The organism is Thermopirellula anaerolimosa (assembly GCF_054657335.1).
This window is the reverse complement of record NZ_BAAHYX010000004.1, coordinates 599,244-611,766: the sequence shown is the minus strand read 5'-3', so window position 1 is coordinate 611,766 and position 12,523 is coordinate 599,244. Positions and strand designations below refer to the sequence as shown.

At 60.8% G+C, this 12,523-nt stretch carries 8 protein-coding genes; 1 reads left to right on the top strand and 7 read right to left on the bottom strand.

Annotated elements, in window-relative coordinates; translation table 11 throughout:
- Positions 1-136 precede the first annotated feature (136 nt).
- The 4 genes from ACYQ6J_RS02955 to ACYQ6J_RS02940 all read right to left on the bottom strand — a co-directional run bounded on the left by ACYQ6J_RS02955 (position 137) and on the right by ACYQ6J_RS02940 (position 5,559).
- Complete coding sequence (locus ACYQ6J_RS02955; protein ID WP_460182704.1) at positions 137-1,267, bottom strand: sialidase family protein; 1,131 nt, start codon at positions 1,265-1,267, stop codon at positions 137-139.
- A 283-nt stretch (positions 1,268-1,550) separates the two neighbouring features.
- Positions 1,551-2,927 carry a bifunctional folylpolyglutamate synthase/dihydrofolate synthase gene (locus ACYQ6J_RS02950; protein WP_460182703.1) on the bottom strand — a complete coding sequence of 459 codons (1,377 nt, stop codon included), beginning with the start codon at positions 2,925-2,927 and terminating at the stop codon, positions 1,551-1,553.
- A gap of 266 nt (positions 2,928-3,193) precedes the next feature.
- On the bottom strand, positions 3,194-4,930 hold the full coding sequence (locus tag ACYQ6J_RS02945) for a hypothetical protein (RefSeq protein ID WP_460182702.1): 1,737 nt from the start codon (positions 4,928-4,930) through the stop codon (positions 3,194-3,196).
- A gap of 71 nt (positions 4,931-5,001) precedes the next feature.
- A complete protein-coding gene (locus ACYQ6J_RS02940; protein ID WP_460182701.1) occupies positions 5,002-5,559 on the bottom strand; it encodes a sigma-70 family RNA polymerase sigma factor in 558 nt (185 codons plus the stop codon).
- 1,733 nt (positions 5,560-7,292) lie between these two features.
- Between ACYQ6J_RS02940 and ACYQ6J_RS02935 the strand changes: the two genes are divergently transcribed.
- On the top strand, positions 7,293-7,997 hold the full coding sequence (locus tag ACYQ6J_RS02935) for a hypothetical protein (protein ID WP_460182700.1): 705 nt from the start codon (positions 7,293-7,295) through the stop codon (positions 7,995-7,997).
- A 506-nt stretch (positions 7,998-8,503) separates the two neighbouring features.
- Here ACYQ6J_RS02935 and hemG read toward each other — a convergent pair.
- The 3 genes from hemG to ACYQ6J_RS02920 form a co-directional block, all read right to left on the bottom strand.
- Positions 8,504-10,000, bottom strand: a complete 1,497-nt coding sequence (gene hemG, locus ACYQ6J_RS02930; RefSeq protein ID WP_460182699.1) for a protoporphyrinogen oxidase — start codon at positions 9,998-10,000, stop codon at positions 8,504-8,506.
- 39 nt (positions 10,001-10,039) lie between these two features.
- Positions 10,040-11,281, bottom strand: coding sequence for an alpha/beta hydrolase family protein (locus tag ACYQ6J_RS02925; protein WP_460182698.1), 1,242 nt, complete (start codon positions 11,279-11,281; stop codon positions 10,040-10,042).
- 266 nt (positions 11,282-11,547) lie between these two features.
- A complete protein-coding gene (locus tag ACYQ6J_RS02920; RefSeq protein ID WP_460182697.1) occupies positions 11,548-12,420 on the bottom strand; it encodes an MBL fold metallo-hydrolase in 873 nt (290 codons plus the stop codon).
- Positions 12,421-12,523: the final 103 nt, after the last annotated feature.

The following is a 12,523-nucleotide window of genomic DNA, read 5'->3' as shown; positions in this document are numbered from 1 at the left end:
GAAGTTTCATCCTTTCGATAGATCCCAGGGATGTAAGGCGATCTTTTTCCGCTCTCGCGAGCGCTTTTGCCATCCGGAATGCTCTCGTCTCGCCGGGCGAAGTTCGAAACTCGAACTCACCCAAGTCGCCTTCGGCCTACTTGGGTTCCAACCAAGAGAGATTGACGCAGGTAAAAACAATCTGCTGATAGGGATGCACCGTGCCCTTTTCCCAGAGCACGCCGAGCGTTCCGTCCGGCAACACGGTCAAATCCGAGTAGGCGGCGGGGCCATCCGAAATCGATCGCGGGTTCTTGAATTCTCGGTCGTCGTCATACAAGGTCCACAGGGTCAGACCCTTTCGTCCCGGTCCTCGCGGTCCCGAAAAAACAATGCGGTTGTGATCGCCTCCGTCCGCTCGGCAGGTGAGTCGTTCGACCGCGCACATCACGGGCGTAACCGCTTGTCCCGGACCGATCGGGGCCCATGTTGTTCCGTCGTCGCGACTCTCAAAGAGCAAACGCCGCGGGCCGGTCTGTTGACGACAATCCATCCACAACACCCCGTCGCATCGTTGCACCAATTGCGACTCATCGGCGCCCTCCTCGTTGGGCAGGATCTCGCCGCGCTGCCATGTCTTACCATGATCATCGCTATACAGAGTGAAGTTGCGATAGGGAGCGTACTTCCAGCACGGCACGATGAGTCGCCCGGTGCTCGATTGGACGGCGCCGCCCGGGCCTGGTATCGTGACGCGCCACTGCGGATCGTCGTAGTCCCGCGCCGTACGCGTGACGTCGATGGGTTCGCTCCAAGTTGCACCGTGGTCATCGCTGAAGCGAATCAAATTCCGGACGTCGTCCGTGCCCGGTCGAGCTTCGTGGCTGCCGCGTCCCGGTTCGCAGCGCACATAAAACAGCCACACGCGGCCCGTCCGTCGATCCAACAACGGGGCGGGATTTGCGGCGGACCAATACTCGCCCGCGTCCTCGATGACTTGCATCGGCAACCAGCTTCGCCCGCCGTCCCGACTCCGCTTCACGACCAAATCGATGTCCTGCCCCTTCCCACCGGGGTCGGACAGGTTGTACTTGCGGGCCTCGGCAAAAGCCAAGACCGAGCCGTCGGCGGCCGTCAACACGGCGGGAATGCGATAGGCGAAATAGCCGTTTTCTTTTTCGGCGAAAACCACCGTTTCTCTCGGATATTCGTCCGAGAACCCCAACGCTGTGCAAAATCCCAGCGATGCGCAAGATAAGAGGATTACAACCGTCAACGTCGCTCGCATCGGCAATCTCCCTGGTTTTCGCTCGTGGACGGAGCTTTTTTCGCAAAGAAACCGCGTCCTTACCCCAACAATGTGATCGTCGGAGCCGTCAATTGCAAGCAGACGATGGTTTTTCGCAAGGCCAAAAGTGAGGTCCAGTGGCAACCGAGAATAGGGGAGGGGGGTTACTGCGCCGGCGACGCAACGGCAACGGCTGCAAATGAAGGAACACGCTATCGGCGGCAGACCCTCCCCCTCGCCCAAGCAGGCCGTGCTGCGATTGCGGAGCTAAAGCCAAGCCTACTCAAGACCCGGCCTCTTGCAGGACGCGGCTCATCTCGCCGGCGAGAAAGAATGATCCCGTAACGCAGACCAAATCGTCGGAGTGGGCGACTGCACAAACGTGTCGCCACGACTCCGCCGCGTCCGGGCACACCGTGAAACGTCCCGGCATGATGCGACTCGCCGCGGTCGTCAAGATATCCACCGGCAACATTCGCGGGTTGCCGTGGTACTGGGTGAGCACGAAATGATCGAAATGAGGTGCAAGCACGTGCAGCATGCCCTCGTAGTCTTTTCCGTGAGTGGTCCCGAAAACCGCCCATTTTCGGCGAGCGTCGAAGCACTCGTGCAGGGTTCGGCACAGCACCTCCACGGAGGCGACGTTGTGCGCCGCATCCATCACGACGACCGGATTCCGCCGCACCACTTCGATTCGTGCGGGCACGACGACATCCGCCAGCGCCTCTCGATAAGCCGTTACGGGAACGCGAATCCCCAAGTCCCGCTGCAATCTTCGCACGGTGGCAACGGCCAGCATGGCGTTCCGCGCTTGATGCTCCCCCGCCAACCGCAACTCCGACTGAACGGTAACCGGAGACTCGTCGGGAAGGCGAATTTCCACCTCAACCCAACCGCGACCATCACCCAGTTCCAGGTGGCGCGGCGGACGATAACGAAAGGTTAGGTGCTCCGGGTGTGCGATCCAGGGCGCCCCGCGTTTGGCGGCAACCCGGCGAATGACATCTCTCGCTTCCGAATCGGTAACGCCGCTGATCACGGGAACCCCGCGCTTGATGATGCCCGCCTTTTCCCAAGCGATCTGTTTGAGGGACGTCCCCAGAATATCCGTGTGATCGTAGCTGATGGAGGTAATGACGGAGACGGCGGGTCGGCACACGTTGGTTGCGTCCAATCGGCCGCCCAGTCCCACCTCCAGCACGGCCAGATCGACGCCCTGTCGCGCGAAATGGATTGCCGCCAGGGCCGTCAATATCTCGAAATAGGTGGGACCGCTCTCTCCCATGCTTTCCCATGCCGAGTCCATTTCCAGCACGATCGGGCGTACTTCCTCGATCAGCCGATCGAACAGGTCCGGGGGGCAAGGATGCCCGTCCACAGCCAATCGCTCCTCCACGTGCAACAAGTGAGGCGACGTGAACACGCCGACGCGATAGCCCGCCGCTCGCAAGATCCCCGCCGCGATGGCTGCCGTCGATCCCTTGCCCTTCGTTCCCGTGATGTGCAACACGGGATACCTGCGATCGGGGTTCCCCAGTCGATCGAGCAGTTCCCGGGTTCGGCTCAATTTGAAAATCTTGTTGCGCGACGTTCCGCCCGGAACCGTCCTTTCGTAGTTCGTGCGACCGAGCAAGAAGTCCCGTAATTCGGATGAGCGCATCGCGCCGACCGATTCATGCGAGTACGACGGGAACGGTTGGTTAGCGGGGTTTTGCGGCATAATTCGGTGGAAGGGTGAAGATGAGCGAAGAACTTCAGGCTCGCACGGGAGCTCTGCGCATGGGGCTACCTATCGGAGACCGCGCACCGCGGTCGTTCCCTTCATTTTGGCCGAAAAAAAGAAATTGCCAATGAGGCCTCGGCTCCCCCAATGCCTGCAAGAAGAGGTGTTTCGTCCTTCGAAGACATCCGGAGGGGCGGCGACGGTCACGGATTGCGAACCAATCGGGTGTGCGGATGGGGCGAAACCGTGGTGATCGTCTCGCCCGTCGACCGGCTTGGCAACCATGGCGACACGACTCCGCGCCATGTCTTGGCCAATCGCAGGTGATCGAGATACCAGCGAGACGCCGTATCGACGCGAAACAGCACGGTATCCGGCAGCGACTCCGGCAGAACCGTTCGGAAGACCAGGTTCCAGGCTTCGGGTTCGATGTCGTTCGGCGGTTGCTCACCGGGGAAAACCCGCACAAAGACCTCCGCACGCCCCTGCTCGTCGGCGGCGAGCTTGACGAGACACAAGTACTCCCGCCCGGTCTCCAAAGGAATCGCCCTGCGAACGGCCGTTTGCTCCGCCCTTGCAAAGACCAATTGCCGATCGACCCAAAGGCCCACCGTAATCGGATCCGTTCTGGGGTTGTCGGCGGCATCCAGGCTGACGGAAAACCATCCGCCTTGCCCTCCCGACGCGCGATCCCACTTTACGATGAACCCCAAGTAGTACACGGAATTGCGATGGAACACCAAAGCCCGCGCCAGTCGGCGATGGAAGACCGCTTGCCCCTCCACGCTTAGTACGCCGGGCGATCCACGAAGACCGTTGCGTGTCGAACCGAACCACTGATCGGCCAGAATGTTCGGCACGTCGCCCGGTCCGACCACCCACCGCCCGCTCCAACCCGGCCCGTCCTCGAACTCGGCGCCCCGCGCCGCCACCAAGGCGACGGGATCGGGCGACACCGCGGAGAAGTTCTCCTCCGCCAAAACCTCATCCGTACCGGTCACCGACGGGGCGGAACCAACATCGGCAAAGCGTTCCGGCTCAAACGAAATCGGGGAGCCTGTCTCGGCTTGCGGCGGGAATACCCGGGCATGGCCCGCCACCACAGTCTCGCGAGAGAGACGCCTTTTGCCATCCTCCGAGATTCGCTCGCGGCGGACTTCACCCAAGCGAACATGCAGCGCGCTGGTACCATCCGGCCCGACTTCGATGCTGAACTCCGATGCCCCGTGGGCATACACGGCATCGCCCGCCAGCAGGCGGAATCGCCCCGCCGCTTGGTCCGCCCGAACCAAGGCGCGACCCAGCATCAGTTCCGCATTGCTCGCCGATTCGATTCGAAACCGGGTCTCGCCCTGCAAAACCACGTGCTGCCCGCCGTCGAACATGATTTCCGCATTGCCGTCGGTCAGAGCCAAGACATCATTGGCCGAAAGCCGCCGACCCTCAAAGGGTAGCAGCGAATCTTCGGCGACCGTGCCCGCCCAACGCGTTATGGTGGCGACGTGCTCCGGCGCCTTCGGCTGCCCGGTTGCCGGAGCCTTCCCCGCGAGTTTCCCGAGCCACCAGCCCGCCAGAACCGCGAGGACCACGCCCGCCGCGACCACCATCGCCCAGGGACGCGAGAAAGCCGCCCTTTTTCGCGAAGCCGTCCCGGCCGTTGATGCTTCCGCCTCCACCATGGCGACAATCCGCGAGACTTGCCGCTCTTCGCCTTGCCCCATCGCCACGGCACGTAAACCGGCGTGCATGTCCAGGTAGTCGAGGTAGATGCTACGGGCCTCCGCGCTGGAGGTCAGGATTTCCTCCAAACGGCGGTGCTGGGCGGGCGAGATCGTCTCATTGACGACCGCCTCCAGTAGAACCAGCAATTCTTCTTTCATCTTGCCACACAGCATCATCGTCATCCCTTGCGGAGTCGGCACATCCCCGACAACCGTCACCTATCACGCGCGCACCCTCGGCGCAGAATATCCCCCTGGGATGGATTCTTGGGAAACCCTCGGCCCGACCTTTAATTCTCGGTCAAAGCCCGCTGCATTCTTGCATACAGCTTTCTACGGATAAGATTCAACCGATTGTAAACGGTCTGTGCGGCCTTGCCGCGTTGCTCGGCGACTTCGCGAATCGGGCGACCGTCCGCGTAGACCTCCATCAACAACTTGCGTTCCGCGGACGGCAACTCATCCAAGCACTCTTGCAGTGCCTCCAATCGGCGGTCCTCGGAACCGCGGCGTGCTTTTTCGATCGCCAAGGTACTCAGCAGTTCATCGTTGAATTGCAGACGATTGCGAGCGGAGACTCGGAAGAAGTTACGCACCTCGTAATAAGCCACTCCGCACGCCCAAGCGAAGAAGTCGGCTTCCGGATCAAAGCTGGAATACTTTCTCCACAGCAACAGGCTGACCCTCTGGAAAATGTCGCGGGCGTCCTGCTCGTGCGGTACCAGGCTGTAAATGTATCCGAACAAACGTTCATGGCACCGTGAGAACCGGGCCACGAACTCTTCCGTCTCCGTCCGCGAAGAAACGACCGATCCGTCGGCCCCCATGACGTCTTGGTTCCAGCCCATGGCATCGCTCCTGCTAGCTATCGGTGAGTGCGGACGCCGTGTTGCGCCGCATCCTCCCGGGCATCCAAGCGATCCGGGCAATCCTTTCCCGACGGCATTGAAAGAATACGGCTATCGGTACGCCGTTTTCCGAACTCAACGCCGCGCCGCCATCCATGATTGGCGTGCTGCGGAATACCCCAATCCGTTATCAATGAAGGCTAAAGGCGGGGAATGGGTATGACTGTCTACGTCAGGTGGGTAGTCGTGGGTAGGATTTCGTCACGATTCTTTCGTGCGTCACGGGTAAATCGTACCGATCCACCACCATTTTACCGACGAATTTCAAGAAATCGACCCATCAACCCCTCCGGATAGGGGGTCTCTGCGCTTGATACGATGACTCATTCCTGCGGCACCCGCGGGCCATCCTTGATTTTCCCTACGACGTTTCGCGACACGCTGCTCCCACCTCTTGCACATCCGCCACCGCCTCGGTTGCGGCGGCCGATACTCGCCGGCGAGGAGTCCTTCATAGCGACGGCGCTCCGCGGAATGTCACGACATTCGCCGGCGACCCCCGCAACGAAACAGCGGTTTTGTCGGTTTTCCGCCTTGCGGCTGCGGCCTTCTTTCGGTAAATCTTGGACCGCCTTGTACGATTTGAAAGCGAACGAGGCTTGAAGGCCTATCCGAAATCGTGAGAAACACGGGACGATGCAACGCGATTCCTCGACAAAGATTTCCTGAACCCGAGGTCTCGCACCGCCCGAATAAAAGGAAAGAAACGCACAATCGGTCTTGCGATGAAACCAGCCATTCGGTATATCGCAAGAGCTAATGATCGCGGAAGAGGTGACTCGACTTCATGAGTTTTCGGCGAGCACCCGCCGCGACGAACGTTCCTGCCTAATACGACATCCTACCTACAACCTTTACCCACCTGACGCTTCCTACCCAGCAGGTTCGCCTTGATGATCGCATGTGACGGCGACGCCAAGCGGTGACCAGGAGTCGGCCGATCGGTACGATCGCAGGCGCGATTCCGACACACGCCGGTTCGGAAGCAAAACCGCATGAAACCCTCCGCGGGTGCAAGGATGCGGGACGACGACTGACCCGTCGCTTCAATCCCACATTCGTGCCGCAGCGAGTTTGCGACGGCACGGACCGCGGATACCGAGGAGCATAAGCGGGCGTGCGCATTAACGCAGGATGACGCCCGCCGAAATTAGGATCAGATCAACCGCCTCTTAGAAAGAGGACGTCGCAACGGCGGAACTAGGAAAGGTTGAACCGTTGCGGTCTCGGAAAAGTGAGTTTGTTGGAAGTACGACGAGGTTCGTAGTCTGTCTAGTGTATTTACACTAGACATGCGCCGCGAGAAAGGAGGTGCGAGGCAAATAGGAGCATCCTGGCGGCTTGTGCCGCGGCGGGCGGAGCGTGAAATCTCAACCTCCCCCCTGAAGTCCCACCCGTAAGGCCCGGCAATCATCCGGGCGCCCCCCAAGGGAGATACAGGCTCCCGTCGCTCCCAGCGGAGCACCCAGCCACAACCTGTAGCGGTTCCCCGAGTTTATCGTGCGTCCGTGAGGCCCCCTTCACGAAGCTAAGGCCGACAGCGAATAGGACTAGTGTATTTACACTAGAAACGCCGGCCTGAAGGCGATCACTGGACGCGGTCCCCGAAGGGCGAAGAGTCGTTCTTCGCCGGAAGTTTGACGAGGTTTTTCGTTCCACAAAGGAGAATTGCCATGACTCGTATCGCCACCCGTTGCTGCGTTGCCGTCGCCGCCTTGACCCTGATCGCTGGCCACGCCCTCGCCCAAAAGCCCACCTCGTATACCATCCAAGAGGTTCGCAACGATGCCGAAATGGTCAAGGCTCAAGCCATGTTCATCCAGGCCCAGGCCGCGATGGTCAAAGCGATCTCTGACGCCCAAGCTCAACAGGCACAAATCGCCAAGACCATGACCGAAGTGCAATCCATGCGGATGGATAACGCCCTGAAGCACACCAAGACCTTCTACGATCGTCGGCAAGCCCGGGACACCTATTTCGCGCTGCGACAGACCCCCAGCCCCGGCGACAGCAAGCACGCCGCTCAGCCCGCCGCGATGACCGTGCAGAAGCCCATGAACCGCTTGACGGTCACGGAATTCGATCCGGTCACCAAGGTCATCCACTGGCCGGACCGCCTCCTCGACGATCGCTACGCCGCCGTTCGCGAAGAGATCGAGGGATTGTTCGCCGCCCAACGACCCGGCGACAGCGGAGCCGACAGCGTGTTCTTCGCCAAGGTTAAGACGGCCACCGATCGCATGGCGGAACTGCTGCGTGCCCAAATCCGACAGATGCCTGCGGCGGAATACATGGCGGCCAAGCGGTTCCTGGAAGGTTTGCGAAACGAAGCCCTCGCCCCCGCCGCCGTCAACCCGGTCGCGATGAACGAAAACTGAACTAAGAACCACGAAGCTTCAACCTACCACAATCTCACCTACCAACACCCACCTCAAAAGCCTGCCCAAAGTTGCCTACCTGAGAGTCGCCTACCTTGAGTCAACCTACCTGCAAGCGACACGATCTTCGCGGAATCCACATGACGATGCACACCTGATAACACGCGAAGAACCAAGCACCTACCTAAAGCGTCTTTACCCCAATCGAGAATCCCGACCGAAACAACGTCACCGAAAGCAAGAAAGGCCGTTTCCGACGAACCCGTGACCGAATCTTGACTCCGCGAGAGCAAGCCCGGGTCAACGCCGTGCCAAGCGTCGAAATTCGGAAGGAACAGCCTGATCATCGCCGGAAGTGACGCAGTCGCAAGCGAAACCGAAATCGGCTACGCAAGACGCGACTGGAAAAAAGCGGTCGGGATTTTCATTTTCTTGCCGCGGTTTTCTCTCGCTCTCGATTCGCCAACGAGCGAGCGCCGCATGCCGAGAAGGCGACGGGCGATGAGTCAGAACGCAGGCGGGGGAGCGAACTCATCGGGCCGGGCTTGTCCCGTCACCCAAGCCGCCGCGAGTCGCCCGCTGCGAATGCAGTGCGGCATCCCGACGCCGAAATATCCGTTTCCGGCCAATCCCAAACCGGCGCACTGAGACAATTCGCGACGAATGTCGCGCAATAGATCCAGATGGCCCACCGCATATTGCGGCATGGCCGCCCGCCATCGAAACACCCAGGTTTTGAGGGGCGGGGCTTTTATCGCCAAAAGCCTTTCCACTTCCGGCAAGAGCGACGCTCGTAAGCGCGACTCGTCCATGTCGACCAAGTCCGGTTGCCGGGCTCCGCCCGCGAAGATACGCAGCAAGACCGTTCCCGGCGGCGCCACATGGGGATATTTGCGGCTACTAAAGCTGATCGCCAGAACGGGACTCTTTTCCACGGCGGGAACGACGCAACCCGAACCGTCGAGGGGATGCCCCACGTCCTCGCGTCGATAGGCCGCCGCCAGAATCGTGCTTCCCGTGTAGTCGATCCGCCCGAGTAATGCCGACAGGCCGGGCAAGGATGGCCTCGTCAACGCCGCCGCTGCATGGGCCGGCACCGCCAGGACAACACCGTCGAAAAGCCCTTCTTCGCCGTTCGAGAAACTCAACCGCCATTTGCCTTCGCAAGGCGTCACCGACTCGACTCGGGTCTTGAGATGGATCCCCCCCTCCCCAAGCCGCGCCGTGATGGCATCCAAAAGCTGACTTAGGCCGTGCCGCAGGGTTACAAACATACTATACCGAGCGCCGCTCTCCCGCGTCGCCCTTGGCGATTCCGCCGCGGTCCGCGCCTTTTTTCGGCGTTCCGCCGCCTGCGCCCGCATGGCTCGAATCAGACTTCCATACCGCTTTTCCATCTCACGAAAGCGCGAAAGCGTGGCCATAAGGCTGAGCTTCTCGGTATCCGCCCCGTAAACCGCGCTCACAAGGGGTTCGACCAACCGCTCAAAGACTTCGTTGCCGAGTCGTCGCCGCGCGAAGTCGGCCATGCTCTCGTCGCCTTCATCTCGTCGCGGGGGGAGAAAATACTCGGCGGCGGCCCGCATCTTGCCCAGCGGCGACAGCAACGGAGTTAGCGCCAGCGGTAACCAGCGCGTCGGCGCCAACATCTGGAATCCGTCCGGTAGCGGACGCAACTTGCCGCGATGGACCACGAAGGCACGCCGGGCCTCCGGATTGGTCGTGACCAACGATTCGGCCAGGCCGAGTTTACGGCACAACTCAACGCCCCAAGGCAAGGTCGTGATGAAATTGTCCGCGCTGCGTTCGACCTGAAAGCCTTCTTCCAAGACGGTCCCGAGTACCCCGCCGGGTTCCGGCGCGGCGTCAAAAATCTCGACCGAACAAGGACCGCCCGCCTCTTGAAGTTCCAAGGCGGCGCTCAATCCGGAGATGCCGCAACCCACCACGGCGTAGCGCCGCGGCGATGCTTCGTGCGGTGTCGGGACGGGAGATGCGTTCATTTCTTCCACTACGAAGGCGACGGGCGAACGGTTCCCGACCTACGGTCCCTCAACCCACGAGGTACTGACCATCGCCCCGCGAGCATCCGTTACCGACAAGAACATCGCTCGCACCGGTCCCGTCGGAACATCGGCCACGACTCGGCCGCCGTCGATCCGCGCAGGCTCGCTGATCCAGTTGCGTTCCTGCCACGGGCCGTCGTCTCGCGTGTAGTGCAGCCCGGCGGAGACCGGCGGCACAACGCTCCGCACTTCGGCTGAGACGCGGCCCGACTCCAACCGCAACTCGCCCAACTCGGGCAGCGGTTCACCGCCGCGGAGCACCGAGTCCACGAACCAGCCGATCTCCTTCGGCGCCCAACCGTCGGGATGGCTGTGTTTCATCCTCACTTCGATGCGGATGAATTTCCGGCCCGGGACCAGATCAAAAGACTTGCGATAGCTGTCCAGAGGATACGCGAAGTCGTTCGTGCCATTGAGAAAGAAGATCGGGCACTTCACTCGGCCCAAGTACCGGGACGGATCGAAAGTCCGGATCCACCGTTCGCGAAGCTCCGGATCCATGGCTTGGAACGTCTTCAACCAGACGCTGTCTTCGTGAAGAAAGCCGCATCCGTACACGGGCACGGCGGCAGCGAAGCGGTCATCCACTCCTGCGGCGATGCACGTCAGATATCCGCCCCAACTGATTCCCGTCACCGCGATCCTGCGAGGATCGACTTCCTCTTGCGCCGCGAGAAACGAATGGGCACGGACCACGGCGGCGATTGCGTGATAGGTCCACATGCGTCCCACGGAAGCATCGTCGAAGGGCGCGAATTTTTCGACGTCCGACTGGCCCGGCCCGCCGTCCGGGAGACGCTGACCATCCGGTCCGCATCCCGCCAAGTCCATCGCGATGGCCGCATATCCCCGCTGCACCCACAATTGCACCCATTCGCGAAAGGCTTTGCCCCCTCCGCCGTGAACCAGCACGATGCCGGGCAGAGGGCGCTCGCCGTTTTCCGGACAACCGTACCAAGCGAAAACTCGGGTCGGTCGTCCCTGATAAGGCTCACTCCGATAGTACACCTGTCGTATGCCTTCGACCGTCTCTCCCCACTCGTATTCCGGAACTTGGCGCAGTTTCGTCAGATTCCAAGGACCGACGCGCTCCGCTTCGCCCTCGGAAGCTCGAACGCCGAGAACCGGCGTAATCACCGCCGACAAGGTCAGTAAAGTGAAGCACCAAACAAGCGTGATCGTACTGCGTGATCGCCTCGTCTTGACTCCGGTCACCATGGTTCGTCTCCTTCTGTTGGTAAAGGTACTGACAAAACGTAATCCACAACGTCAGTATCCGAACCGATGGACGCGAGCTTGGCTCACTTCATAGGTTCTCCCGTCAGATCCGAGTTCAAGCCCGCCAATTCACTCCCGTGCGGAAGCGACCGCCCGCAAGTTGACTCCACGCCTTGGCTACTTGGACGGAAATCACCACGACGGCCGCCTTCCGCAAAGCCGGCGAGCGGCAAGACGCCCCGCCATGCATCCGCCGTCTCAGCGATTCACAACCAAAGGTGGAGTCTGCCGTCCAGCATATCGGGCAGGCGTTTGCGAACATAGCGTTCCACCTGTTCGGGATGATAACGGATGCTGAAATGGGAAGCCACGATCAAGGAATTGCGAAATCGTTCGCGACGCTCTATGACGTCGTCGATGTGGACGTGTCCGAACTTATGGATCTTCTCCTTACGATGCTTCGACGCGACGAAGGTCAGCTCCATGATCAGGACTTCGGCCTCGTAAAGTTCGGGATTGGCGTCCAGGACGTCGATGCGGCTATCGCCGAGGTAGGCGAGTCGTGGGATTCGCACCTCGCGCGAGACGGCGACGCCGCTGAGGGCCAACTCCCGAATCTTCGCTTCGGGTTGCCCGATCAATTCGTCGCGCAGCTTCTTCCGGCGTTCCCAGACCAAGTAGCCCAAGGACGGAACCGTATGATACGTAGCGACCGCCTGGACGACCAATTCCCGCGAAAGCTCGACCTCCTTGCCGGGCGTCAGGCCTTCCAATCGACAAGGCAGCCTGCCGCGATCCAATCGGCTGACCGCGTGTAGCACCCGCTGGACTCCCTCGACGATCTCCTCCGGCATGAAGACGGCGGGAGGCTCCATCTTCATCATCCGCCGCCGCGCTACATAGGCCGGCAACGCGGCGATATGATCGATGTGCCCATGGGAGATAAACCAATTGGGAGTTCCCATGAACCGCCACGGTTGATTTCCCAGATCGAACCCCAAACGGAACTCGGGAATCCTCCAATACGTTTGGAAGGCCGCACGAGAGTACCCCTCAATCGTGATCGAACGGTGTTTCAGTCGCCGGACCGGCAAGTCCTCCAAGGATGGAACGGCGAGATTCTCTTCGTGTTCGGACAACTCTGACTCCTGACTTAGCGGGACTATCGAACCATGAAATCCGCGAGGCGGCAGAGACTTGCTGGACCCAAATCGTAACGAGACCGCCCGAGGAAAGTCACCG